The sequence below is a fragment of the Mesorhizobium sp. M0500 genome, assembly GCF_040321165.1.
Lineage (GTDB): Bacteria > Pseudomonadota > Alphaproteobacteria > Rhizobiales > Rhizobiaceae > Mesorhizobium.
On record NZ_JAMYRB010000008.1, the window covers coordinates 1 to 25,205 of the forward strand.

23 protein-coding genes and 3 pseudogenes are annotated in these 25,205 nt (G+C 61.3%); 6 read left to right on the forward strand and 20 right to left on the reverse strand.

What is annotated here, in order from left to right; genetic code table 11:
* From NKI70_RS16525 to NKI70_RS16565, 9 genes and pseudogenes are all read right to left on the reverse strand, one after another.
* Positions 1 to 190, reverse strand: a 190-nt coding sequence (locus NKI70_RS16525) for a hypothetical protein (RefSeq protein WP_352700791.1), incomplete at its 3' end; no start/stop codon positions are given.
* 1,063 nt (positions 191 to 1,253) lie between these two features.
* Entirely contained in the window at positions 1,254 to 1,418 is a 165-nt protein-coding gene (locus NKI70_RS16530) for a DUF736 family protein (RefSeq protein ID WP_352680158.1), read from the reverse strand.
* Positions 1,419 to 1,756: 338 nt separating this feature from the next.
* Positions 1,757 to 1,885 (reverse strand): annotated as a pseudogene (locus NKI70_RS16535) (DUF736 family protein); the annotation flags it as partial.
* A 384-nt stretch (positions 1,886 to 2,269) separates the two neighbouring features.
* Positions 2,270 to 2,602 (reverse strand): antibiotic biosynthesis monooxygenase family protein, encoded by a 333-nt coding sequence (locus NKI70_RS16540; RefSeq protein ID WP_352680159.1) that lies wholly within the window; start codon positions 2,600 to 2,602, stop codon positions 2,270 to 2,272.
* Positions 2,599 to 2,964 (reverse strand): 4a-hydroxytetrahydrobiopterin dehydratase, encoded by a 366-nt coding sequence (locus NKI70_RS16545; protein WP_352700790.1) that lies wholly within the window; start codon positions 2,962 to 2,964, stop codon positions 2,599 to 2,601. The genes NKI70_RS16540 and NKI70_RS16545 overlap by 4 nt, the downstream gene beginning before the upstream one ends.
* Positions 2,965 to 3,013: 49 nt before the next feature.
* Positions 3,014 to 3,088: pseudogene (locus tag NKI70_RS16550) on the reverse strand (NADH-quinone oxidoreductase subunit D-related protein); the annotation flags it as partial.
* 42 nt (positions 3,089 to 3,130) lie between these two features.
* Positions 3,131 to 4,774: a chaperonin GroEL gene (groL, locus tag NKI70_RS16555; RefSeq protein WP_352458343.1), complete on the reverse strand. Its 1,644-nt coding sequence runs from the start codon at positions 4,772 to 4,774 to the stop codon at positions 3,131 to 3,133.
* 50 nt (positions 4,775 to 4,824) lie between these two features.
* Complete coding sequence (locus NKI70_RS16560; RefSeq protein WP_023676575.1) at positions 4,825 to 5,139, reverse strand: co-chaperone GroES; 315 nt, start codon at positions 5,137 to 5,139, stop codon at positions 4,825 to 4,827.
* A 640-nt stretch (positions 5,140 to 5,779) separates the two neighbouring features.
* The gene (locus tag NKI70_RS16565; RefSeq protein WP_352458344.1) at positions 5,780 to 6,217 is read right to left on the reverse strand and encodes a hypothetical protein; all 438 of its coding nucleotides are present in this window, start codon (positions 6,215 to 6,217) and stop codon (positions 5,780 to 5,782) included.
* Positions 6,218 to 6,629: 412 nt separating this feature from the next.
* Here NKI70_RS16565 and NKI70_RS16570 point away from each other — a divergent pair, with 412 nt between their 5' ends.
* The 6 genes from NKI70_RS16570 to NKI70_RS16595 all read left to right on the forward strand — a co-directional run bounded on the left by NKI70_RS16570 (position 6,630) and on the right by NKI70_RS16595 (position 13,003).
* Complete coding sequence (locus NKI70_RS16570) at positions 6,630 to 7,004, forward strand: DUF1488 family protein (protein ID WP_023676577.1); 375 nt, start codon at positions 6,630 to 6,632, stop codon at positions 7,002 to 7,004.
* Positions 7,005 to 7,054: 50 nt separating this feature from the next.
* Positions 7,055 to 7,240 carry a DUF3606 domain-containing protein gene (locus NKI70_RS16575; RefSeq protein WP_023676578.1) on the forward strand — a complete coding sequence of 62 codons (186 nt, stop codon included), beginning with the start codon at positions 7,055 to 7,057 and terminating at the stop codon, positions 7,238 to 7,240.
* Between the two features lie 364 nt (positions 7,241 to 7,604).
* Complete coding sequence (locus tag NKI70_RS16580; RefSeq protein WP_031211739.1) at positions 7,605 to 8,261, forward strand: ABC transporter ATP-binding protein; 657 nt, start codon at positions 7,605 to 7,607, stop codon at positions 8,259 to 8,261.
* Positions 8,261 to 10,669, forward strand: a complete 2,409-nt coding sequence (locus NKI70_RS16585) for an ABC transporter permease (RefSeq protein WP_352724782.1) — start codon at positions 8,261 to 8,263, stop codon at positions 10,667 to 10,669. The genes NKI70_RS16580 and NKI70_RS16585 overlap by 1 nt, the downstream gene beginning before the upstream one ends.
* The gene (locus tag NKI70_RS16590) at positions 10,659 to 11,714 is read left to right on the forward strand and encodes a lipocalin-like domain-containing protein (protein ID WP_352587570.1); all 1,056 of its coding nucleotides are present in this window, start codon (positions 10,659 to 10,661) and stop codon (positions 11,712 to 11,714) included. The genes NKI70_RS16585 and NKI70_RS16590 overlap by 11 nt, the downstream gene beginning before the upstream one ends.
* Positions 11,715 to 12,742: 1,028 nt before the next feature.
* The gene (locus tag NKI70_RS16595) at positions 12,743 to 13,003 is read left to right on the forward strand and encodes a pyocin activator PrtN family protein (protein WP_352458348.1); all 261 of its coding nucleotides are present in this window, start codon (positions 12,743 to 12,745) and stop codon (positions 13,001 to 13,003) included.
* A gap of 682 nt (positions 13,004 to 13,685) precedes the next feature.
* On the opposite strand, the gene NKI70_RS33970 is transcribed toward NKI70_RS16595, so the two are convergent.
* The 11 genes and pseudogenes from NKI70_RS33970 to iolG form a co-directional block, all read right to left on the reverse strand.
* Complete coding sequence (locus tag NKI70_RS33970) at positions 13,686 to 14,027, reverse strand: transposase domain-containing protein (RefSeq protein ID WP_502894573.1); 342 nt, start codon at positions 14,025 to 14,027, stop codon at positions 13,686 to 13,688.
* A 649-nt stretch (positions 14,028 to 14,676) separates the two neighbouring features.
* A pseudogene (locus NKI70_RS33975) lies at positions 14,677 to 15,169 on the reverse strand (IS66 family transposase); the annotation flags it as partial.
* 306 nt (positions 15,170 to 15,475) lie between these two features.
* Complete coding sequence (locus NKI70_RS16620; RefSeq protein WP_245274692.1) at positions 15,476 to 16,525, reverse strand: Gfo/Idh/MocA family protein; 1,050 nt, start codon at positions 16,523 to 16,525, stop codon at positions 15,476 to 15,478.
* A gap of 210 nt (positions 16,526 to 16,735) precedes the next feature.
* Positions 16,736 to 17,740: a substrate-binding domain-containing protein gene (locus NKI70_RS16625; protein WP_023676588.1), complete on the reverse strand. Its 1,005-nt coding sequence runs from the start codon at positions 17,738 to 17,740 to the stop codon at positions 16,736 to 16,738.
* A 58-nt stretch (positions 17,741 to 17,798) separates the two neighbouring features.
* Complete coding sequence (locus NKI70_RS16630) at positions 17,799 to 18,899, reverse strand: ABC transporter permease (RefSeq protein ID WP_156937342.1); 1,101 nt, start codon at positions 18,897 to 18,899, stop codon at positions 17,799 to 17,801.
* A complete protein-coding gene (locus tag NKI70_RS16635; protein WP_352449986.1) occupies positions 18,892 to 19,632 on the reverse strand; it encodes an ATP-binding cassette domain-containing protein in 741 nt (246 codons plus the stop codon). Before NKI70_RS16635 ends, NKI70_RS16630 begins: the two co-directional genes overlap by 8 nt.
* A 137-nt stretch (positions 19,633 to 19,769) precedes the next feature.
* A complete protein-coding gene (locus NKI70_RS16640; RefSeq protein ID WP_352568985.1) occupies positions 19,770 to 20,894 on the reverse strand; it encodes a Gfo/Idh/MocA family protein in 1,125 nt (374 codons plus the stop codon).
* Entirely contained in the window at positions 20,884 to 21,849 is a 966-nt protein-coding gene (locus tag NKI70_RS16645) for a hydroxyacid dehydrogenase (RefSeq protein WP_352568986.1), read from the reverse strand. The genes NKI70_RS16640 and NKI70_RS16645 overlap by 11 nt, the downstream gene beginning before the upstream one ends.
* Positions 21,849 to 22,664 (reverse strand): HpcH/HpaI aldolase family protein, encoded by an 816-nt coding sequence (locus NKI70_RS16650; protein WP_023676593.1) that lies wholly within the window; start codon positions 22,662 to 22,664, stop codon positions 21,849 to 21,851. Before NKI70_RS16650 ends, NKI70_RS16645 begins: the two co-directional genes overlap by 1 nt.
* Before the next feature lie 10 nt (positions 22,665 to 22,674).
* Complete coding sequence (locus NKI70_RS16655) at positions 22,675 to 24,111, reverse strand: NAD-dependent succinate-semialdehyde dehydrogenase (RefSeq protein ID WP_023676594.1); 1,437 nt, start codon at positions 24,109 to 24,111, stop codon at positions 22,675 to 22,677.
* Positions 24,112 to 24,114: 3 nt separating this feature from the next.
* Positions 24,115 to 25,122: an inositol 2-dehydrogenase gene (iolG, locus tag NKI70_RS16660; RefSeq protein ID WP_352458352.1), complete on the reverse strand. Its 1,008-nt coding sequence runs from the start codon at positions 25,120 to 25,122 to the stop codon at positions 24,115 to 24,117.
* Positions 25,123 to 25,205: the final 83 nt, after the last annotated feature.

The window sequence follows — 25,205 nt, forward strand, 5'->3', positions numbered from 1 at the left end:
GCAGCGTGCGCGAATTGACCGGCGCGCCGCCATGCCGCGTCCGGCCGGTGCGAACCTGGAATTGGTCGCTGTCACGATCTGCCATCACGACAGCATCGGGAGTCGAATTTCCCGCTTCAAGATGGCCGGAGCGCAGAGCGTGCGACGGCCCGCGAAGACTTGTTGTGGCGTAGACCAACGGATCGCACATCGCTGCGGCACTACGGGTTTGCGTTTCAGATCAATTGCATACCCGATGGCCGTGAGCCCCCGCACCTCACGTCATTCCGCCTGACGTCAGCACGGGCAGGAAAAAATAATGTGCAGACAGATACTTAGAGCGAAGCGAGGGCGAGCGCCAGCTCGCTTTATCTTGCCCTCGCTCCTCACTCTCGGTCCCGCTGTCCCGCTCCCGTCCTCCGCCATCTCTCCCCGTCCCCCTGAAACAACCCTCCCACTGCAGTTCCCGCGACGCAACAGACCGAAATGCGCTTGACCAGGAATGCCACTGCCAACGTGATGCTATGGAAGGGCACTGGACAAACAGGCTATCTGCGGCGGGTCTCGCAGCCGGACACACAAGCTATCCGGCCGAGGCTCGACCGCAGTTAAGTCAACTACGGCAACGTTCGTCGGCGACCGACTGTTGGGCGAATGAATCGCCGCGAACACTGCCTCTGCCGCAACATTCGCGTCACGGTCGCTACGCATTGCAACGTCATTCCGGATGTCGCCCGTGCGCGAAAACCGGCGAATGGAGGGCGCTCGCCTCGCCCGCTCCCTGCCGAGAGCGCGTCGGAATGGAAACCGCACCATTGATCAGCGATGCGCGCAGCTTCCCGGAAACCATGGATCAGCGGATAAGATCGTGCTGCTGGAGCGCGCCCGCCATTCACCATGCGTGGGAGGTTCCGCGCAAATAGCCGACGCCGAATGGGTGAGCCAAGCATGCAGACATCATTGTCATGGTGCTGCGGACGACAGTGCATACACCCTATCCTGACGCACAGGCAGTCTGCCGCCGTGCTCGCTTCAAGGGCAAGGCTTCGCCGGCCGACCTGCTTGCCGCAAATTGCGTCGCGATGAGCGTCCGCAGCCATTGGCAAGCGTCCCGCTGCCCTTGACCTTCGCTGCGCACGCCAGCCGCCTGACGGGAGATCGGGTCGGAGTGTTTAACCAGCGCCCGAGTTGACGCGAAAGGCTCGCTGAGGCGCAATAGGAGCATCCGATCAGCCTCGCTCGTCGCGCTCCGAGAGCCGGCTCCAGTGCAGGCCCTAAGCACTTTTCTCGGCATCGGATTGGAACAGAGTTGCGCGGATCGGGTTGCACGAAGGATGAATCGTCGATGCATACGGAGAGAAGGCGACAGCCTTCTCGCCGGTGCGATCCCACGCCGCACCGATCTCCATGTCTTTGTAGAGAACGCGGTGGTCTGGCATATTTTGGCATTCGATTTCTCGGCGGGCAGGATGGCAAGCTTCCCGTCGAGCGCCAGGGTTGAGATGTTGCCGAAGAAGCCGTCGTCGTTGCAGGTGAAGGTTCCGATCTGGGCCATTCCGTTGCACCTTTCATAAGCGTTGACGAAGTTTACTGCGAGCCGTCACGGCTCGCCGGAGAGCGTTGTGAACAAACCCAATCGCAGTTAAGTCGCCGGTGAGGAAGGCGCGCAAGGCACCTGCCAAAGTGTAACGTGCCGCATCTGACAGAGGTGCCAAGCAGTGGCGAACCTGAATATGGCGAAGCTCCGCCTTGCGGCGGGGCTTCGTGTTAGGTCGGATCACTCTGCGGCGCGGCGAGACCCGATGAGCGAGAACGCGCCCTCGGTGTCGGTCTCGACCGGGCTCGCAGATATCGGAGCGGAGAAGCTTGGATCGTCGAGCTTGACGGGGTAGTCGCGTCCCTCGCTCGAGGTCTTCTTCTATGCTGCCCCGAACTCGGTGTTATGCAGTGCGCCACGTAAGTTCGATGCGGAGTGAGGTGCCTTTGGCCCTTTTGGCCGATCCAATAACTCGATCCTTGTCTGGCACTTGCTTCTCCTCGCCCGGTGAAATCGAAATTTGTCCGGGACAATGGAACCGTGGACCCGAATGGCGCTGTCTTTCTTGATTGCCGTCAAATGTGGAACATCGACGTAGTGCATTGCGGATCGGCCCCCCAGGCCCGCCGGAGAGCACTGGTGCATGGAGGGGGCGTTGGTGCATGTAAATTCACCAGCTCATGTCGGGTGTCTCGACCCGGCGGTTCAGGTCACGTGGACGGCATGCCTACTGACCACTATCTATCACTTGGGCTACCATCGTACAGATGGGGATCGATCTCGTCCGTCACCTGATCGAAGTGACCCCACTCCTGCGGAATTTTGATGAGCCGATCGCAAGAGATCGCGACTCTGCCATTGGACGTAGTTGACGATGCGACGCCCGTCGAGGCTGCGATGCAGGCTGATTGAGATGAACCCAGGCTGGCGCGCCATAAAGCGCGCTCGCTCGGTCACGACGGACATGCCTCGGCCTGCTTGTCCGGTTCGGGCTCGATAACAGTGATCTGAGTTGCGGGCTGATCGTCGGTACGGATGTGTGGCATAAACGACCTCACTTGATTGGCAATGGATTTGCCGTGTCACCGTTGGCGGTCGAGGGGCCGCCCCGCGCGATCGAGCATCCGATCGATCTTGCTCGCCATGATGAAATCGTTCTCGTGCAGTCCTTTGATCTTCTTGGTGCTCAGGGAAACCGTCACATAACCCCAGCCGAAGCTGATGTCGGGGTGATGGCCCTCGATTTCGGCGAGCTCACCGATCTCCTGAACAAGGGTGAGCGCGTCCCGGAAATTGCGGCATCGAAAGCTCCGCTGGATGCGGTGGGCATCGTCACCCAGCTCCCAATCAGGAGCCTGTGCCTGGAAGCGTTGGGCTTCATCACGCGTGAGCGGCGGGACGCCGCCGCGACAAGGCGTACATGTTTTCTCGGCAAGAGTGTCGGTCATGTTCTTGTCTCCAAGACCATTTTTAGCAGCAAATACGACAGCGACGAGCCTATCGATCGATCTCCCCGAACACGATGTCGAGCGAACCGATGATCGCCGAGATATCGGCTCGCATGTGCCCGCGTCGCTGGCCTTCCGTCGTCCTGGCTATAGTTTCAGGCGCCGCTCAGTAGTCCATTCCGCCCATTCCGCCCATACCTCCCGCGCCACCCATAGCGGGCGAAACCTTCTGCGGAATGTCCGCGATCATTGCTTCAGCGGTGATCAGGAGCGCGGCAATCGAGCCGGCATCCTGCAGGGCCGTCCGAACGACCTTGGCGGGGTCGACGATACCGGCCTTGATCATGTCGACATATACTTCGTTCTGGGCGTCGAAGCCCTGATTGTGATCCTTGCTGTCGGAGAGCTTGCCGACGACGATCGAACCTTCAACGCCGGAATTCTCGGCAATCTGGCGGATCGGCGCTTCAAGTGCTCTCAGCACAATCGAAATACCTGCCGTCATGTCAGCATTCGCGCCAGTAAGCTCAGTCAAAGCTGCCTTGGCGCGCAAAAGCGCAACACCGCCGCCGGCAACGATGCCTTCTTCCACGGCTGCACGAGTGGCGTTCAGCGCATCATCGATGCGGTCCTTCTTTTCCTTGACTTCCGTCTCGGTCGCGCCGCCGACGCGAATGACAGCAACGCCGCCAGCCAGCTTGGCGAGACGTTCCTGGAGTTTCTCCTTGTCGTAATCCGAGGACGTTTCCTCGATCTGCAACTTGATCTGCTGGACGCGCGCCTGGATGGTGGCTTTCTCGCCGGCGCCGTCGATGATCGTCGTCGTATCCTTCTCGATGAGCACGCGCTTAGCCCGCCCGAGCATGTCGATCGTGACGTTCTCGAGTTTGATGCCGAGATCCTCGGAAATCATCTGGCCGGCGGTGAGCACGGCAATGTCTTCCAGCATCGCCTTGCGCCGGTCACCGAAGCCTGGCGCCTTGACGGCTGCGACCTTGAGGCCGCCGCGCAGCTTGTTGACGACCAGCGTTGCTAGCGCCTCGCCTTCGACGTCTTCCGAGATGATCAGCAGCGGCTTACCGCTTTGCACCACAGCTTCGAGGATCGGCAGCAACGCCTGCAAATTGCCGAGCTTCTTCTCATGGATGAGAACGTAAGGGTCCTCCAGCTCCGCGCGCATCTTCTCGGCATCGGTGACGAAATAGGGCGAGAGATAGCCACGGTCGAACTGCATGCCTTCGACGACATCGAGTTCGGTTTCGGCTGTCTTGGCTTCTTCGACGGTGATCACGCCCTCATTGCCGACCTTGTTCATCGCCTTGGCGATCATGGCGCCGACCGACGCGTCGCCATTGGCGGCGATCGTACCAACCTGGGCGATCTCGTCCGAAGATTTGACTTTCCTGGCCCTGGCTTGAATGTCCTTCACCACAGCAGCCACAGCAAGATCGATGCCGCGCTTGAGATCCATCGGGTTCATGCCCGCGGCAACGAATTTGGCACCTTCGCGCAGGATGGAAGCGGCCAGCACCGTGGCTGTCGTCGTGCCGTCGCCGGCGAGGTCGTTGGTCTTCGAGGCCACTTCGCGCACCATCTGGGCGCCCATGTTCTCGAACTTGTCGGCAAGCTCGATTTCCTTGGCGACGGCGACACCATCCTTGGTGATGCGCGGCGCGCCATAGGCCTTGTCGATGACGACATTGCGGCCTTTGGGGCCGAGCGTCACCTTGACGGCGTTGTTCAGAATTTCGACGCCGCGAAGCATCCGGTCGCGGGCATCGGTAGCGAATTTGATTTCCTTGGCAGACATGATTTTACGTCCAGTTCAGTCTTGAAATTGCGGGATCGGAAATCGCCCGGTCAGGCGGCTTTCTTGGCCGCTTTGATCTTCTCGACGATGCCCAAAATGTCGCTCTCCTTCATGATCAGGAGGTCCTCGCCGTCGATCTTGACCTCGGTGCCGGACCATTGGCCGAACAGGATGAGATCGCCGGCCTTGACGTCGAGCGGGATCAGCTTGCCGCTCTCGTCACGCGAGCCCGGGCCCACGGCGATCACTTCGCCTTCCTGAGGCTTTTCCTTGGCGGTGTCGGGAATAATGATCCCGCCCTTGGATTTGGTATCGCCTTCCGCGCGCCGAATGACGACGCGGTCGTGGAGTGGCCGGAATTTCATTGGGGGTTCTTTCTGCCGCCGCACATAGAGCGACTGCAACACTTAACATAGCCCCTTTGGCACTCGAATGATAGGAGTGCCAAATTTTTAATTCCTCAAACCGAAAATATTTGAAATGAAATCAGTCGTTTTTACCGGCGCTTTTGGCCGTCCGAAAGGCGGAGCTATAAGCAATTTTATTGTAATTCATCCCTCTTAATTTTGCCGACAACAGACTATATTAATCCGCAATTACGAGACAAACCTATCGAGCCTTGATTGAATGTGCATCGAGAGATATATACAGTTCGCGAAAATTTGGCACGATTTGGCTTTCCCGGTCCCGATCGACATAGGTCCGCGACCTCCGACCCACCATGAAGCACCGAATTTTCGACAGCGAATGTATAGCGCTTATCCGGCGCGCATGTCGCTCTGTTCGAGCCTTTGAACCACGGCGCTGACCACGGATGTACTGGCAGCATTGGGATCTTTCCGGTTCGGATGGAAAAGATGCAGGAGGGGCGTCGGCGTGCTCCTGCGGAAAGCCGCACCCCCTCATGCAACGCAGCCTCCCCGCGTGGGGAGCGCTTGCCCGCGCTACGGCGGCGGCTTTCCATGCGAGCCGCTTCAAAAATGATGCTGCGAAACGGCTCCGGCTTTATCCGACGAACGCCTCACGCATCCGAGCGAACATGCCGGGCTGTCTCCCGGCAATCGCCGCACGGATGTGACGGGCGGCCGTTACGGCGCTCACCGTCGCGCCGAAATGACAATAGCAGATGATCTCATGCAATTGCCTGTCGGTCAGTTCGAAGAACCGCTTCGCTTCGCCGTAGTTGTCGCTTTCCAACCCGGCGGCGCGGAGGACAGGATCCTCGAAAGCGACTGAGATCGGCGAGCCGTCGCCGCGCATGGCCCCGCGTGATCTAACCGGCTGATACTCGGTTTGGTGTAGCGTCGAGAGTCGCCGGTCAGGGTTCCGTTCAAGGAGCTCCGCCCAGCGTTCAAGACGTTCGCTGCGCGACATGGCCTGGCGCAGGTAGTCCTGATCGATCTCGGCGACGATCTGCAGTTGCTCAAGCGTCTGGTGCTTCATTTTAGCCTCCTATTCGGACGATAGTTGGCCCACCCATATCCTTCTTATACCTGCGGCCAGCGTGACTCCGACCGATCGTGAAGTCCAATCACGATGATGCTGGGAGGGCTTCCCCCCACAAAAATGCGGAGGCTTCGCAAAGATCCGGCCATTAATTTGGCGAACGCGGTCAAGTGCGCGGCTGTTCGACGATGTCGGTCTGGAGTCCGTGCCGATCGAGGTGATCGACGGGCAGAGTCTGTGCTAGAGTAGCCCGGCTCCATCGCTGGCCGGGCAGCGGGATCAAGCGAGTGGCAGTTTAGCTTCGAAACCGCCGTAATTCTGAACGCGCACAATGCGAAGAGACGCAAGGCCGCGAGCCTGCAACAGACGTTCGCTACGCGGTTCTTGACGGCTTGAGGTATGTTCAACCTTGGCGCTGACTTTTCCGAACCGAAGCCGCAGCTACGACGAGGCCGGACAATACCTCCATTTTCTCGGCTACGATGGCATGTTTGAAATGCCGTTCTTGATTGAGATTGAAGCGCTCGCGAACGCAAAACCGGAAGCAGCCACAGCCGAAGCGGGTTATTTGGCGACCTTCGATGCATCAAGGGACTCCATTCGTGATGTCGCGCGGAAAGCTTCCTCCCACGGCCGCAAGAACGTGTACCAGCCCAGAAGACCTCGACGCTTCGAACGGCGGACGAGCAAAGCGTTCCCCGTAAGGGATCGGCTTATCCCTGCGACCGCGGAGTTGTGCGGTTTCGACATGGTTGGCGACTACGTCCTTGTCCCCGTCGATTAGAGGATTATCCTTGACACGTTTGGGCGAGGCGATCGCCCATGGAGGTTGTCATGGCAGACGACAAGTCAAAGCGTGGTCCGCAAGACAGAGCACGGGTCGACGGTGGCGAAGACTATGAAGTCGGGTACCTCATGAAGAAGCACCATCTCGAACGGGCTGATGCCCTCAGGCTGGTAAAAAAGTATGGAAACAACCGCGCAAAGATCGAAGAGGAACTCTTTGCCCGAAAGGTTTGATCGCGTATTCCCGTGAGGCTGGCATAGAGCCAAGCACGCCTGAGTGTGACCAGGCTGCAGGCATAATCATGGCGCTTTTCAGCAACGGCATCGGCACTGCTGAGGAATTGAAGGCAGCGCTCCAGTTCCGTTTGGAGAGTGAGTTGCGACGGCACGGTCAACGCCTATCCCGCCTAGCTGAGAACCGCTCTAGATCGTAATTGTACATCGAATTCCAAGTGGAGGTCGCGTTAGATGCAAAACGCGAGCCTCTGAAGAAAACCATTTAAGGCAGTGGGTTTGGAGGCTGTATGAAAGGGGTCGTTGTTTGGCGCTATTTCACTGGCATGCCGTGTCAGAAGCACGCGGGCCTCCGGGGAGTAACATGCTGCTGAGGCTGGACCAGATCGACAAATTCTACCCCACTGGCGAAGGGCCGTTGCATGTTCTGCACGGGATCGATCTTTCGCTGGAGGCGGGCAAGAGCCTTGCGCTGACCGGCGAGTCTGGCAGCGGCAAGAGCACGCTTTTGCACCTCGTTGCAGGGCTCGACAGCCCTGATGCGGGAGAAATCCACCTTGGCGGTACCAATATTGTGGGGCTGAACGATACGGCCCTTGCCGCCCTGCGGCGGGGAACAGTCGGACTTGTGTTCCAGCAGTTCAACCTGATCCCTTCGCTTGATGTGGCAGCCAACCTTGCCTTTCAGGCTCGACTTGCCGGCCGTCCTGATCCGGCGTGGCTGAAGGTCCTTGCTGAACGGCTGGGCCTGGCCAAGGTCCTAACGCGCTACCCTGAACAGCTGTCGAGTGGGCAACAACAGCGGGTGGCGATTGGGCGGACCCTAGCCGTTCGGCCCCGGCTGGTTTTGGCCGATGAGCCCACGGGCAATCTCGATGAGGCAACAGGGGACGCTGTACTCGATCTTATGCTGTCGCTGGTGGCTGAAACGGGTGCCGCCCTGTTAATGGTTACCCATTCCAACCGTCTGGCAAACCGGCTGAACGCCCACGTTCACCTGCACGCGGGACGGCTGGCTTGATGGTGTGGACCGGGTTGTCAGCGCTCTTGTCGCATTGGCGCAGGCGGCCTGTCCAACTGGCGATGCTGCTTTTGGGGCTATCGCTGGCAACGGCGTTGTGGTCAGCGATTCAGGCGATCAACGGTGAGGCGCGGGCGAGCTATGACCGTGCAGCGGCGATCCTTGGGCAGGACCGGCTCGCGCAACTGGTGCGTGAGGACGGGACCCGGATGGATCAACAGGTGTTTGTGAGACTGCGGCGAGCAGGCTGGCTGGCTTCGCCGGTGATTGAAGGTGAAATGCGGTTTGGGGATGTGCGGTTGCGCGTCCTCGGCATTGACCCACTGACTTTGCCGCCGCAGGCGCAGCAGGTGGATGTTGCAGTGGGTGATGAGCTATTGCCGTTCATCACGGCGCCCGGGGTGCTCTATGCAACTCCGGAAACCGCGGCACGACTAACCGAGCAAGCAACACCTCCCGTGCGCGTGGCCGAGGGTTTGCCGCCTGGCACAGTCCTCACCGACATCGGGCAGGCGCAGGTCTTGCTTGGGGCAAAGGACAAGATCTCTCGTCTTTTGCTCTGGCCGGACCAACCGATTGGCCGTGCCCCTCTAGAGGTGACAGCCCCCGGCCTGACCCTGCGCGAGCCGAGTGAAACGGGGGATCTTGCCAGGCTGACCGACAGTTTTCACCTGAACCTGACGGCTTTCGGTTTTCTTGCCTTTGCGGTGGGGCTCTTCATCGTGCATTCCGCCATCGGTCTGGCTTTTGAACAGCGCCGCCCGGTGTTTCGCACGCTGCGCGCACTGGGCTTGCCGGCCCGCGTGCTGGTCCTTTTGCTGATCGCCGAGCTGCTGATCTTCGCCCTCCTCGCGGGATTGGTGGGCGTGGCACTTGGCTATGTAGTCGCCTCGGCCCTTTTGCCCGACGTCGCCGCCACCCTGCGCGGACTTTACGGGGCCGATGTGCCGGGAACGCTGTCGATCCGCCCCGCAGTGTGGGCAGCGGGGCTGGCGATCGCGGTAATCGGCACGCTGGTAGCGGCCGCACAAAGCCTCTGGCGGCTATGGCACCTGCCGCTGCTTGCGCCGGCCCAGCCTCGGGCCTGGGCGCGGGCTTCGGAGCGGGCCCTGCGCGCGCAAGGCGTGGCTGCGATGGTGCTCCTGTTGACGGCGGCGGGAATTGCACACTTCGGATCCGGCCTCGAGGCGGGCTTTGCGCTTCTGGCGGCACTGCTGTTGGGGGCGGCACTGGCGCTGCCGCTCGTGCTGACGGGGATATTGCACCTTGGCGGCCGCTTGGCGCGTGGACCATTGGCTGAATGGTTTTGGGCCGACACGCGTCAACAGCTTCCCGGCCTGTCATTGGCGCTAATGGCACTGCTGCTTGCGCTGGCCGTCAATGTGGGCGTCAGCACGATGGTGTCGAGCTTTCGGCTGACCTTCACCGGCTGGCTCGATCAGCGTCTCGCCTCAGAGCTTTACGTGACCGCCCGCACCGAAGCAGAGGCCACGGCGATACGCGACTGGCTGGCCCAGCGCAGCGACGCGGTCCTGCCGATCTGGAGCATTGAGGGCCGGGTCGCAGGCCAGCCCGCGGCAATATACGGCGTGGCCGATCATGGCACCTATCGCGACAACTGGCCGATCCTCTCTGCAGTGCCGGGGGTGTGGGACCGGATCGCCACAGGCGACGGCGCCCTGATCAACGAACAACTGGCGCGGCGCCAGGAGTTGGGCTTAGGGGACCAGATCACGCTGCCCGGTGGCTGGCGGGCCAGCATCGTCGGCGTCTATGCCGACTATGGCAACCCGATCGGCCAAGTGATCATCGGGATCGACACACTGCTCCAGCACTATCCTGACGTCTCCCGCCTGCGCTATGCCATTCGGATTGCCCCCGGCAAGGCCGAAGCACTGGCTGCGGGTTTGCGGGCGGAATTCGGGCTGCCCGCGCAGAACGTGATTGACCAGGCCGGGATCAAGGTCTTTTCGCTCAAAGTGTTTGAGCGCACATTCAGAGTGACAGCCGCGCTGAATGTGCTGACGCTGGGAGTCGCGGGGCTGGCGATGTTTGCGAGCCTCATGACCCTGTCGGGGATGCGCCTACCGCAACTGGCGCCGGTCTGGGCCATGGGTCTGCCCCGCCGCCACCTCGTATGGCTGGAGCTTTGGCGCGGCTTGTTGTTGGCAGCCTTGACCATGCTGGCCGCTCTGCCTGTAGGTATCGGGCTCGCCTTTGTTCTACTGGCGGTGGTGAATGTGGAGGCTTTTGGCTGGCGTCTGCCGATGCACCTTTTTCCCGGTGACTGGGCGCGGCTGGCGGCGCTCGCGTTGCTGGCGGCCGGACTTGCAGCCGCCGTGCCTGCCTGGCGGCTGGCGCGTCTTTCGCCATCGGATTTGCTGAAGGTATTTGCACATGAGCGTTAGAGCATTGCTGATCTACATGAGCTTGGCCGCACCTGCCTTTGGCCAGGGTTTTGCTGGGCTTGGCACAGAGGCTGACGGGTTTTCAGTGCCGCAGCCGGGGACTGCATTCAACTTTCCGGCAGACCACGGCCCGCACCCCGGTTACCGGATCGAATGGTGGTATTTGACGGCCAACCTGCAAGCTGCGGATGGAGCGGACTATGGCGTGCAATGGACTCTTTTCCGATCCGCCCTGGCCCCGGTGGAGCGGTCCGGCTGGTCCAGTCCGCAGCTTTGGATGGGCCACGCCGGGCTGACGACGCGAACGCGCCAATTCGTGGCCGAACGGCTGGCACGGGGCGGCATCGGCCAGGCGGGGGTTTCGGCTGCACCCTTTGCGGCCTGGATTGACAACTGGCAGATGGCAGGTCGGGCCCTGCCAGAGGCGGATGCGCTGTCGGCGCTCGATCTGCACGCGGCGGGACAGGCGTTTTCCTACGAACTGGCACTGGACGCCAAAGGCCCTCTGGTGCCGCAGGGAGTGCAGGGCTACTCGGTGAAATCCGAGAAGGGGCAGGCGAGCTATTACTACTCGCAACCATTCTACCACGTGACCGGTACACTGACCCTTCCGGCGGGCGTGATCGCGGTGTCCGGTCAGGCGTGGTTGGACCACGAATGGTCCTCGCAGCCGCTGGCTGAGGATCAGACCGGGTGGGACTGGTTCTCCTTGCATTTCGACAGCGGCGAAAAGATGATGGGCTTTCGCCTGCGCGACGGAGGCGCGGGCTTTACATCGGCCACATGGATCAAGGCCGACGGCAGGCCGCAGCCGCAGGCCCCCGGCGCGCTAAGGGTGACGCCGCTCGAAACGGCGGCAGTCGCGGGACGTAGCGTGCCGATCCGCTGGAGGGTGCAATTGCCGGAAAACGGAGTGGATGTGACCATCCGGACGCTAAACCCAGAAGCCTGGATGGACACACGCTCTCCCTATTGGGAAGGCCCGATCCGATTTGAGGGCACCCATGCCGGGCGCGGCTATCTCGAGATGACAGGCTATGAGTGACTGGAGGACACTGCTCAATCGCGAGATCGCGACGGTTGGCGAATTGCCGAAAATGGAGAAGGTTAGTTTCCAGCGCCCTTCCCTCTACCACCACCTCAAACCCACTATCTCAGGTAATGGCTCTGGCGATGTAGCGGTCCTGCGCCGCCACCTACCACTACATGGCTCCGAATTGCGGATCGATGTTGCGTGGCCGGAGATGGGCGCGCATCTGCGTAGTGCAGAGTTGCCGCGAGCGTGTTTTCCGATTTCTACGTCGAAGCACCACCGCTGCACGCGTCAATCTTGTCGGTGTCGATCTCCATGCCAAGCAGTCTAACACGCGAAACGGCGTCTGCCGCGGTCCACACCGGATGGTTACGCTGCACGGCGCATTCTGCCGATGATTGAGGTTCATGAAGGCCTTCCCGCAAAATATGCGCCTTAATGCCCGGCCTCACGGCCTCACGCAATCCAGACATTTTCAAACTCGCCACACGAAAAAACCGCCTCGGTTAGACCGAGACGGTTATCGTACTATGACAGAAGTGGTTGCGGGGACACGCAACCACCGATACCGACATCATTAACGTGACGATTTGACAGGTCCAGGCCAGCATTGCAGGGAGGCGACTTGGTGGGCTCGGAGGGATTCGAACTCCGCGCTTGGAAAAGCGTCCCTCTCGTCTTCACCGTGCAGGCCGCTTACTCTGGGCGGCAGAGTGCCCTTCCGCGCTTCGCCAAACCTGCCGTGGGAAAAGCCTTGCCGTTTTTTCCGGCGGGGCTTTGATCAGATCGCGACTATTAGTGATTTATGCTGGAACTGGTTGCGGAGGTCTGGAGTCGGACCGATTTGCGCCGATTAAGAAGCCCGTCAGCAAACGAACTCGGTCACAGCACTGTATTGGCGGTATCCCTCTAGCGACTTGAACGCCCCGGCCGTTGCTTAGGTCGCGCCCACCCTTTTGCACGCGCCCCCCTGCCCGGCCGTTGAACCCGTTGGGCGGCTTGCTAGTCTGCCAAGCTCCTAACAGGGATAGCAACCTGGAATGAACACAGCACTGCTTTTGATGGCTCAGTATGGTGGCAAGGCCATCATCCCGATCGATGAGGTCTGCCGAGACTATTTCTCCCACCTGACGCCGCCGAAGTTGGTCCGAAAGATTTCCATGGGGGAAATTGCCCTTCCGCTCGTGCGGATCGAGGACAGTCAGAAGTGTGCCAAGGGCGTCCATCTCGCCGATTTGGCCAAATACCTTGAGTTCCGGACTGAGGCTGCGAGAAAGGAAATGACGGGTCTCACGGAGTAGCGAGGGAGCGTGAATGAGGTTTCGTTCAGCCCTGCCGTACACAGCCGCCCGCGGCTTATGGCCTGATGAGCGACGAACTGGATCAACCGTTTCAAGGCCGGTACTGCATTTGGTACAGCACCACTTCAACAAAGACGCGTAATCGACTGTCTGAACTGCATGTTTGTTGGGACTGCGTCCCATCTGATGTTGGACACGATGGTACAACTTTGCAGTATCAAACGAGGCTTTTCGCGAAATGATCCTACAGAACACGCACGTGTCCCTGCGACGAGCCGAAGCAGCGCACCGGCTGCGTGGAACACGCTGACGGGAGGGGCCTGAAAAAGAAGATTATTAGTCGGCTGCCGAGGTCATTATGAATTCAAATGCCGTCAGCTATTTGTACAGTTCTGGCTTACTCATTGCGCCAATAACTGCCTTTCGCCCTTCTGATAGTGATTGCAGACCCGCCTCGGCAGCGATTGCAGCCCGGTATCCGTCCAGCAGCTTGCTCCGGCCGGAATTCCGCTGAGTATTGAATGGATCCAGGCCTGGGCCTGCAGGCGATAGGCATCGGTGAAGCGAGGACGCCAGTCCGCGGGATAGGCCGTTCCTCGCGACAGACCCGAATTGATCTCGGTGCGCAGGGGCGAAAGCAGCGAGACCGTTGCGGTGGAAGCGTAAGCGCCTCGCGGATCGCCTATGGATTTGGGCTTGACGTTTTCCGGAATCGCCAGGGCATGAGTTCCTCGATCTGGGTTTGCGGATGGCCGTTGATGATGGCGTCGAGGGTTTCGGCGAGGTAGGCGACCGGGTTGACGTCGTTGAGCCTGCAGGTGGCCACGATGGAGGCGAGCAGCGCCCAGTTGTCGAACGTAGTGCTGTGCTGCGATTGTCGACAGTGTCCCAGGAGCCTCTTAGGGACTATTGCCTCCAACGATCCGTTGCTTTCCCCACCCCAACTTTCAAAATTGTGGTAAAGTCTCGACGTTGTTATTGGCTTTGAGCGAGCGGTGTGAGGGCGCTGGAGGCTACCATGCACTTCATTAAGCTCCTGGTTGGCTCAGCAATATTGACAGCATCGGGGGCAGCGTTTGCGGCAGAGGAGGTGTCTGTCGAGAGAGGACGGCTGGTTTCCATCATCGGCAGCTGTCACGACTGCCATACTGACGGCTACAGGGAAGCCGAAGGCGCACTCGACCCCACCAAGGCATTGAGAGGGAAAGTAATAGGTTGGCGGGGGCCGTGGGGCACAACGTATGCAAGCAATCTGAGATGGAGCGCGCAAGACCTTAGCGAAGACGGGTATGTAACCTACATCAAGACACTTCGCACATTGCCGCCGATGCCTTGGTACAACGTTCGCGTCATGCCGGAGAGCGACATTCGGTCATTCTATCGATATGTGAAGTCGCTCGGTGATCCCGGCGCCTTCCTCCCGAGAACGGCGAGACCGGGGGAAGAGCCGAGGACGCCCTTCGTCACGCTGGAGCCACCGCAAATGCCGAAACCTTGTTCACGCGACCTGGACTGCGGCGTGGGCGAAGTTTGCTCGGCCGCACCAGTCCGCCAATGCGTTAAGAAGTAGGCACCGTGGGCAGCGGCCCTCTTAAGACAGCCGACCCCAATTACGCGGTAGGGCGAAACCTTAAGTTTCGGAATAGTAGCGAACGCCGCCCTCGGGCCAGACGTCAAGTCAGACCGTCAATGATAAAACTTAGGGTGAGCGCCTCGCGGATCGCCTGTGGATTTGGGCTTGACGTTTTTCGGAATCGCCAGGGCATGAGTTCCTCGATCTGGGTCTGCGGATGGCCGTTGATGATGGCGTCGAGGGTTTCGGCGAGGTAGGCGACCGGGTTGACGTCGTTGAGCCTGCAGGTGGCGATGGAGGCGAGCAGCGCCCAATTTTCGGCCCCGACTTCGTGACCTGCAAACAGGGCATTTTTTTCTGGTCAGGCATACTGGCCTGATCGCGTTTTCAACCGGGTTGGTGTCGAGTTCCAGGCGGCCATCGTCCAGGAAGCGGGTCAGGCCTTGCCAGTGGCCGAGCCCATGCCGGATGTCTTCGGCCAGGCCAGAGCCGGAGGAGATCATCGATAGCTGCTTTTCGAACCATGGTTTCAGGGCAGCGATGAAGGGCGCGGAATGCTCCCGTCGGGCGGCAAGCCGGGCTTGAGGTGATGCGAGCATCCGCGCGTGATCCGCACCCATTACCCCTACGCCGATAATTCCAACGCGTATACTCAAGTTGACCTCCGTATTATTCCAATGCGTTCAGTCAAGCCAGCCGGTTGTCCGGGCTTTTCCGGCCTCGTGCGAGTCGGCGGCCGCCTGGATGAATTTCACCCAGCGCAGCCCGTCGAGCACGTTCGGAAACAAGATCGTGACTGCCTCCGCATGAACGGTTGCACGGTACAACGCGGTACGCGATGCCGTTTCGTGAGACGCTTCTCGCAATGAATCCTGGCCGGCTCCGCGGGCGAAAGCGCGTCAGAGAAGCAGCCGCTGGTCCGTTGTAGGCAAGATGCGGATCATATCCGCAGTAGGATGAACCTGCCGTGCCGGCGTGTCTATCTTCTGAGGCTGACCGGTGCTGGCGGCGCGCTCAATGGCAAGCAGGGCGCGCACGTCGGCAAATCCTTCTCCACCGTCGGCTTCAGGCGGTTGTGCATTCAGGATGCAGTCGGAGAAATACGCGGTCTGTCCGGCGAAATGGTCTGTCTGCGGGAACGCCTTTTCGGTTCTGATGTCGCCATGCCGAAGCTTCATTTGCACGGCAGTCTCGAAACGGAAGCCAGGGTCGGCCGTTACGCTCCCCTTCGTTCCGGCCACGTGGTAAAAATCCGAATTGTCCGCGCCGAAGCTGGCAATGAACTGCGCAAGCCGGCCCTCGGGGAAGCGCAACGTCACGGCAATGCTTTCCTCTACCTCCCCGACTGAGGCGCTGCCGAAACTCCTTACCGCGACTGCCTCGATCGGCTCAGTGGCAAAGATATGGCGCGCGGCATTCAGGCAGTAGACGCCGATGTCCTGCAAGGGACCGCCCCAATAGGCGGCCTTGAGGCGGTGATTGTCGGACGACGCTACGAAGGAGAAGACCGCGGCAAAGATGCGGGGATCGCCGATCTCACCGCTGCGGATGCGCTCCAGGACCTCGACAGTGCCGGGCTCGTTGTGCAGCCGATACGCCGTCATCAGGTACGCTCCGCTCTCATTGGCGGCGGCGATCATCGCCTCGCATTCCGCCTCGGTCGTGGCCAGCGGCTTCTCAACGAGCGCGTGCTTGCCGGCTCTCAGGGCTCGGATCGCATAGTCGGCATGCATGGAGTTCGGCAATGCCACGTAAACTGCATCGGCGACGTCCGATGCGAGCATCTGGTCGTACTGCTCATAGCTGAAGACGTGTTCCACGCCGTAGAATTCGGCGAGCTTGGCGGCGTTTTTGGCCGAGCCGCTGACGATCGCCGTGATTGTCGAGTTTCCGGTCTGGGACACACCGGGCATAAAGGCTTCCTGTGTGATCCAGCCCGCGCCCACCACGGCATATCGTATCTTTCTCAATTGCTCCTCCCGAATGGGATCACTCCCGGCACTCGTCTAAAAATGGTCACGCCGTGGCCAGCGGAGCGTCTCTGAGGCCTGACGGCAGCGGTCGATTTGAGCCAGTCGCTCGATGGGTCTGTTGTCGCCTCTCAGGGGCAAAGGCGGGCAAGAGTCATCCCTCGCCCGCCGCAGAGTTGCGCCCCCCGCCTACTTTCCGATGCAGGTGTCGGCGGTTTCGGGGGTGCAGACGTCGAGACCGGTGTAGGTCGGGTCGGCCGGCGCGGGCTTGCCGTCCTTGATGTCCTTCAGCGCCAGCATGGTCTTGTAGCCCATTTCGAACGGCCGCTGTCCGACCTGGCCGAGCGACAGGCCTTCCTTCATCTGGTCCATCTGCACCGGCAGCGTGTCGGCGACGACCAGAGCCAGCTCCTTCTTGGCGATCTTATCCTTGTACGGCTCGACCGCAGCGCGATTCGCATCCGGTATGAATTGCGGAAAGCCGCCTGTCGGCACGAAGGCGTCGAGGTTTGGCGTCTTCGCCATGAAGTCCTGGAACTGCTGAACCGACAGAGGGAAGTCGTCGTTGGTATAGAGAGGGCAGCCCGGTGCTTCCGTCCAGCCGTTCTGGCCGGTCAGGGCATCACCTGGCGAGGCGGCCGACTCCTTGCCGGCCAGCGTATCGCGTATACCCTTCATGCGCTCATTGTGGTTGGCCGCGGCAGCTCCGCCCGACTGGATACAGATGGTGCCGCCTTTCGGCTTGATGGTCTGCACGATCTTGGCGAGGTTGACGCCAATTTCGTAATTGTGCGTGCCGATATAGGCGACACGCAGGTCCTTGTTCTCCGGTAGCACATCCGAGTCCCAGGTAAGCACGGGAATGCCCGCTTCCTTGGCGGCCTGAAGCGCGACGGCCATTGCCGCGGCGTTCGACGGGGCGACGGCGATGCCGTCGACCTTCTTGGCCACCAGGTCCTGCACGATCTGCACCTGCTCCTCGCCGCCGCCATGCTCGCCGGGGCCGATATACATGCATTCGATCGCGCCGCTGGATTCGGCTTCGGCCTTCTTGCAGCCGTCACGAGCCTGGTCGAAGAAAGGATTGTTCATGTTCTTCGGCACAAGGGCGAAGACGTATTTCTGCTGGGCATAGGCCTGCCCTGCCATCAGCGCGGAAAACGCCACGGCCGCCGTCAGAATGTATTTTTTCACCTGTTCCTCCACTTTGTTTTGACGTCCACTATCCCCGACGGCTTGCGGCCGCCGGATTCTATTTGCGCTTCCAGGTAAACATACCCTCCAGCGTCGCCCGCAGCGACTTGCCCGAGGTCTGCATGCCGAGAAGCACGGCAAGAATGATGAAGGCCCCGACAAAGGCGCCCTGCCAGTTCGAATCGATCCCGGCCATCAGCAGCGCGTTGCGGATGACCTCGAGGAAGGCCGAACCGATCACAGCGCCAAACGCGGTTCCGTAGCCGCCCATCAGGCTGGCCCCCCCGATGACGGTGCCGGCGATCACCCTCAACTCGTAGCCGGTTCCCATCGCGTTGATGGCCGAGCCGCTGTAGCCGAGCAGCAGCAGGGACGCGATCGATGCGGTAAATGCGCAGAAGACATAGGCCTGGAATTTGATCCAGTCGACGGGGACGCCGGTCATCCGCGAGGCGTTCTCGTTGCCGCCGATCGCGAAGAGGTGGCGCGCCCAGGCGGTGAAAATGAAGACGGAGCCGACGATGAGCGCGAGGATCACCATCACCCAGAACTGCGAGGACAGTTCCGGGATCCAATGAGGCACCCAGCCGTCAGGCGTGTGCCTCGGCCATTTGGCCTGGCCGATGGCCTTGACGATCGGCGCATCGGGTCCGAACTGGTAAAGCATCTGGTTGCCGGACAGCACGACCGCCAGCGAGCGCGCGATCGACAGCATGCCTAGCGTCACCACGAAGGACGGCATGCCGATATAGGCCACGAAGAAACCGTTAAAGGCTCCGCAGGCGATGCCTGCGAGCAGACCCGCGCCAAACGCCACATACCAAGGCTGGTGCCAAGTGAGCAGCAGGCCGGCGACGATCGCGACCAGCCCCATCACCGAGCCGACCGACAGATCGATGCCGCCGGTGATCAGCACCACCGTCATGCCCAGCCCCATGATGGCGATAGGTGCAAAATTGCGGGTGGTGTTGGTAACGTTGTCGACCGTGCCGAAGCTGGGCTCCAGCCACGTCATGAAGACCACCAACACGAAAAGCGCGATCGCGACCCAGAAGGCCTGGCTGGCGATCATCTTCTGGAAAACGCTCTGCTCTATTATGCCGACCACATCACCGATGGACGCATGGCCTTCCTTCAGCATGTCGCTCTGGCTATGCATCACGGATCGCTCCCGTAATTAGGCCGGTGATCTCCTCCGGCGATGTCTTCTCCGTCGCCTTGTCGGCCACTTTCGAGCCGCGTCTCAGCACGATGATGCGGTCGCAGACCGCGAACACATCGGGCATGCGGTGGCTGATCAGCATTACCGACACATTTTGCGATTTGAGCCGCCGGATCAGCTCCAGCACCTCGGCTACCTGGCGGACCGAAATCGCCGCGGTCGGCTCATCCATCAGCACGAGCTTGGAGTTGGATAGCCGGGTGCGGGCAATGGCGACCGCCTGCCGCTGGCCGCCTGACATTTTTTTGACCAGATCGCGCGGCCGCGTCTCCGACTTCAGCTCCGCGAACAGTTTTGCCGAGCGGTTGATCATCGCCTGCTTGTCGAGCACGCGGAGCGGCCAAAACCCCTTCTTAATCTCGCGGCCGAGAAAGACATTTTGGGCGGCCGTCAGATTGTCGGCCAAGGCCAGATCTTGATAGACGACCTCGATCCCTTCGCCCCGTGCCTCGATCGGCTTGTGGAAATGGCAAACCTTGCCGTCCACCGCGATTTCGCCGTCGGAGGGTGGGAAGTTCCCCGCAATCAGCTTCACCATGGTCGATTTCCCGGCACCGTTGTCGCCCATCAGGCCAACCACCTCGCCGGCAGCAACCGCGAAGCTAACATCTGACAAGGCGCGGATAGCACCAAAGCTTTTCGAGACGCTTCGTACGTCCAGCACAGACACATTCTCCTCCCTGTGCGACGTCGACTTGAGCACTCAGCCGACGTACCTCTCTCCGGCTGCAATCTATATTGCAAAATGTACAAACATGCAATGTTTATTTCAGACGCATGCGGGGCGGCGACCAACTCTCCCTCGCATCAGTCTGTTCGCAGCCACTTGCTCTCCCGGGCCGAGCCCTGAATTGCCTCCACGAGTTCCTGGATGCGTTGGCCGGCCCGGAAGCCGAAAGACTCGTCTCGCTTCCCGGCGATCGCATCGACGAACCGCGCAATCTCGATAGCCTTCAGATCGTTGAAGCCGAGCTGATGGCCTGATGCGACGCAGAAGAGTCCATAGGGATCGTGATCCGGACCGGCCTCGATGCGCCGAAAGCCACGCCGGCCGCCGGGATCGGCCGTGCTGTAGAAATGCAGCTCGTTGAAGCGCTCCTGGCTGAAGACGAGCGCCCCCTTGGTGCCATAAACCTCGAAATCGTGCTGCATCTTGCGGCCGGTGGCGACCCAGCTCGCTTCGATGCTGCCGGATGCACCATTGGCAAAACGCAGAAATGCGCGACCGATGTCGTCGACCTCGATGGTCCGGCGCCCGCCTCGGCCATCCGGACGGCTCGCTATGACGGTGACGGAATCGCCGAGGACCCGTTCCACCGAGCCAAGCAGAAACTCCGCCGTGGCCAGAGCATGGCTGCCCAGATCCGCCAATGCGCCACCGCCGACAGGATCGTGCCGGAAGGTAAATGGGCTTTCCGCATCCGCCATGTAGTCCTCGGCGTGAATGCCGCGATAGCTGCGGATCTCGCCCAACTCGCCCGCGCGGATCATCTGCCGCGCCAGCGCGAGCAGCGGGTTGCAGAGATAATTGAACCCGACCTGCGTCCTGACGCCGGCCGCTTCCGCCGCCTCGGCCATCCGTCGGGCATCCGCCGCAAGGGGCGCCAGCGGCTTCTCGCAATAGACGTGCTTGCCGGCGGCAATGGCGGCGAGCGCCATCTCCTTGTGGAAGCCGTTCGGCGCCGTGATATCGATCATATCGATCTCCGGGTCCTCGACCAGACGCCTCCAGTCCCCGCTCGCCCGCGCGAACCCCAAGGCCTGCGCCGCCTGCGCGGCGAGGTCCTCGGTTCTGTCCGCAACCGTGTGGAGCACCAGTTCGTAGGGAAGATCGAAGACACGTTGTGCGGCAGCAAAGCCGAACACATGGGTCTTGCCCATGAAGCCGGTGCCGATCAGGCCGATTCTGAGTTGAGGTTTTTCACCGGCCATTCAACTCGGCTCCGTTTACCACCAGCGCTGAGTCGATCCGCCCGGCGAAAAAATCGAGCACGTTCTGCACGGACGAGATTGCCATGCGCTCGCCGCACTCGGCGGTGAGCCCGGCAATGTGCGGCGTCAGAATCACCTGGTCGAAGCCGAAGAGCGGATGGTCCGCGGCGGGTGGTTCATCGTCGAAGACGTCGATACCGGCCGCTGCGATGCGCCCCGCTCGCAGCGCCGCGATCAGCGCCGCCTCGTCGACGATGCCGCCCCGCGCTGTGTTGATGAGAACAGCAGTCGGTTTCATCGCCGAGAGTTCCACGGGGCCGATCACCGGGCGCTCGGCCTTGGGTACGTTGACGGAGATCGCATCGGCCCAGGCGAGTCCCGTTTGCAAATCGCTCACCGGCGCGACCGGCCCCTCCGGCCAGCCTTGCCTCTCAAGGAATGGATCATAGGCACGCACGTCCATGCCGAATGCCGCCGCCATGCGCGCCAGGTGGCGGCCGATCCGGCCGAACCCGAGGATCAGAAGCCGCTTGCCCGAGAGTTCGCTTGGCTCCAGCCGGTTGCGCCAACCCCATTCGTTACCGCGCACCGAACGATCCGCTCGGATCAGCCGCTTGGTTGCCGCCAGCAACAGCATCATGGCGTGCTCGGCCACCGACACCGAGTTCACATCGCCGACTATCGCCAGCGCGATACCACGTTCGTTGAGAGAAGGCAGATCCACAGCGTCGTAGCCGACGCCATGGCGCGAGACGATCTTCAACCTCTCGGCGCGTGCGACGGTCGGAGCCGACAAGGGCTGGGTGCGAATGACCAGGCCATCGGCCTTGCCGATCAGAGGTGCGTAGCTTGGTTCGGAGACATCTTCGACATAGTCGTAGGTGACGCCGGGCGACGCATCGAGAAGTTCGATGCCGCTCGGATGAAGTTTTCCGGCGACCAGAACGTGCGGCATCAATAGCCTCCCTTGCCGGCTTCAAGAGAGGCGGGCTTCGCGCCGGTCAATTCGCGAAAGCGGGCAACACACGCCTGGGCCGCTGCTGCGAGCAGGCGGGAGTCGCCTGACACGGTGGTCATGTCGAAACCCCATTCGATGGCACGTGCGGCGTAGTCGGCCGTGCCGCAATGGAGCGCGGCGCGTTTGCCGTTCCTCTTGCAGGCTGCAACGATCGTCCGCAGAGCGGCGATCATGTCAGGCTCCTCGCGATCGAAGGACGGCGCGAGACGCCCCTGGTGCAGGCTGAAGGTCAGGTCTGCGGGACCGACATAGATGCCGTCGAGCCCTGGCGTTGCGGCGATCGCATCGAGATTGCGCATCGCCTCGGCGGTCTCGACCATGGCGAAAGCCAGGATCTCGTCATTGGCTTCGGCCGCGTAGTTGGCACCTGCCGAGAAGTTGGCACGCGTCGGCCCAAAACTGCGCTGGCCGGCCGGCGGATAGCGCAGGTAGCTGACGAGCTGAGCCGCCTGTTCCGGTGTGTTGATCATGGGACAGATCACGCCATAGGCGCCGGCATCCAGCACCTTCATGATGATGCCCGGCTCCAGCCACGGCACGCGCGCCATGGGCACCACCCTGGATGCACGCATCGCCTGGAACATCGGAAGCAGCATCGAATAGTCGAGCGCGCCGTGCTGGACATCGATGCTCACGCTGTCATAGCCCTGCGCGGCCATGATCTCGGCGGTGAATGGACTGCCGATCGAAAGCCAGCCATTGATCGTGGGCCGCCCTTCGGCCCAGATCTGCTTGAGCTCGTTCTTGATCAAGGCGGCCTCCTCAGAACACAATCTGCGCAAGCTTGGTGTCGAGGTAGTCACCGATACCTTCGCTGCCGCCTTCGCGACCCATTCCGGAATATTTCGTGCCGCCGAACGGCGCTTCCGATGCGGCGAGAGCGAAGCTGTTGATGCCCACCATGCCTGCCTTCAGCTCGGCTACCGTGCGGCGCGCACGCTTCGGGCTCGACGTGAAGGCATAGGCCGACAATCCCATTGGCGAAGCATTCGCCCGCTCCAGCGCCTCCTCATCCGAGGAAAACCGGGTGATCGCCGCGATCGGCCCGAAATTCTCCTCGGCAAAGACCCTCATGTCGTCGGCAACATCGGTCAGGACCGTGGGCTCATGAAAATGGCCGGCATTGAACGCCGCAACCCGATGGCCACCCGCGACGAGCTTCGCACCGGCTTTCATAGCGTCGGACACGATGTCTTCGATCTCGGAAAGCCGGCCGGCATTGATGAGCGGGCCCATCTGCACGGATGGGTCGAGCCCGTCGCCCAGTTTCAACGCTTTGGCGCGTTGCACAAAGCCCTCGACGAAGGCGTCGTGCAGGCTTTCGTGGACGAAGAAACGATCCGGTGTGACGCAGACCTGGCCGGAATTGGCGTATTTGGTCGGCACGGAGACGTTGAGCGCGGCATCCAGATCGGCGTCGTCGAAGACGATCAGGGGCGCGTTGCCGCCAAGCTCCATAGACACCTTCTTCACCGTGTCGGCAGCATCGCGGATCATCTGCTGGCCGACGCGGGTCGAGCCGGTGAGGGACACCTTGCGCACCGCCGGCGAAGCCATGATCGGCGCATAGGTCGTGCTCGTGGGCCCAACGACCAGGCTGACGGTGCCGGCAGGAAGATTGCAGGCGCGGATGCAGTCGACCATCAGCATCGCCGTCCCGGGCGTCTGACTTGACGGCCGGACGATGGTCGAGCAGCCAGCGCCAAGCGCCGGCGCCACCTTGCGGGCGACCAGTGCCGCCGGAAAGTTCCAGGCGGTGAAGGCGGCTGCGATCCCGACAGGCTCGTGCAGAACTTCGAAACGACCGCCGGGCACGCGCGATTCGATGACGCGCCCATAGATCCGGCGGGCCTCCTCGGCGTACCAGCGGAACTGATCGACCGCCAGCCCCCATTCGCGCTCGGACTGGGCAATAGGTTTGCCGGTCTCGCTGGAGATCATCCGCGCGGCTTCGTCCTTGCGGCGGATCATCTCGTCCGCGATAGCATGCAGGGCGGACGCGCGCTCAAAACCACCCTTGGATTTCCATGCGGAAAACCCACGGGCGGCGCTAACCAGCGCCTCTTCCGTGTCCGCGCGGGTGGCGACCGGAGCCTCGCCCAGCGGCTTTTCCGTCACCGGGCTCGTCACCGGCGCCGTCCCGCCGTCGGATGCCTTGCGCCACTTCCCGTCGATGAACAGTCCGTAATTCGCGTACATGGCTTATCCGATCTCGCTGACCTTCACGAAGCGGCCTTCGACCGCCGATTTCATCGCCGCCTCAGCCAGGATCAGGGCGCGGCGCCCGTCCTCAAAACCGACCAGCGGCGGCTCGCCCTTCTCGACGCAGGTGACGAAGGCGTCGATCTCGGCATCGAACGCTTCGCGGTATCGCTCGATGAAGAAGTCGAGATAAGGCGCGGCGGCTTCGGTTTGCGCGACCGAGTAGCGGCGCAGTTCGTGAGGCTTCCTGTTGCCGCTGATCACCATGCCGGTGCTGCCCAGCAACTCGACGCGCTGGTCGTAGCCATAAGTGGAGGTTCGGGAGTTGTTGATGTGGCACTGCTTGCCGCTTTTGGTCCGCATCACGACCATGACGCTGTCGTAGTCGTTCAGCTCCGCCATCATGGCCGGGTCGATCAGCCGGCCACCGATGGCGAACACCTCCTCCGGCTCCTCTCCCAGCATGAAGCGGGCCAGGTCGAAATCGTGGATCGTCATGTCGCGAAAAAGCCCGCCCGCGACCTCGTAGTAGGAACGGGGCGGCATGCCCGGATCACGCGAGGTGATAATAACCTGGTGCAGGTCGCCGATCTCGCCGGATCGTACGGCGTTCCACGCCGCACGATGACCGGGGTCGAAACGTCGGTTGAAGCCGATCTGGACCGGCACGCCCTTGGACAAAATTGCTTCGGCGCAACGGTTCACCCTTTCCAGGCTAAGATCGATCGGCTTCTCGCAGAGCACGGGTTTGCCAGCGGCCACCGCCTTTTCGATGTAGTCGGCATGCGTGTCAGTCACCGTCGCGACAAGGACCGCATCTACATCTGCCGAGGCAAATACCTCGTCCGCGGATCCCGAAGCGCGAACGCCGTGCCGCGCCGCGACAGTCTCCGCGGACGATTCGTCGATGTCATAGACGGTGGCTAGTTCCGCACGAGGATGTGCGGCGATGTTTGCCGCATGCATCCTGCCAATCCGACCGCAGCCGAGCACAGCTATCCTGAGCAAGAAGTCCTCCCGGTTTGAATGTTTGCAATGATCGTTGCAAACATATTGATTTGTCAATGGGCATTCCGTATAGATTTGGAAAG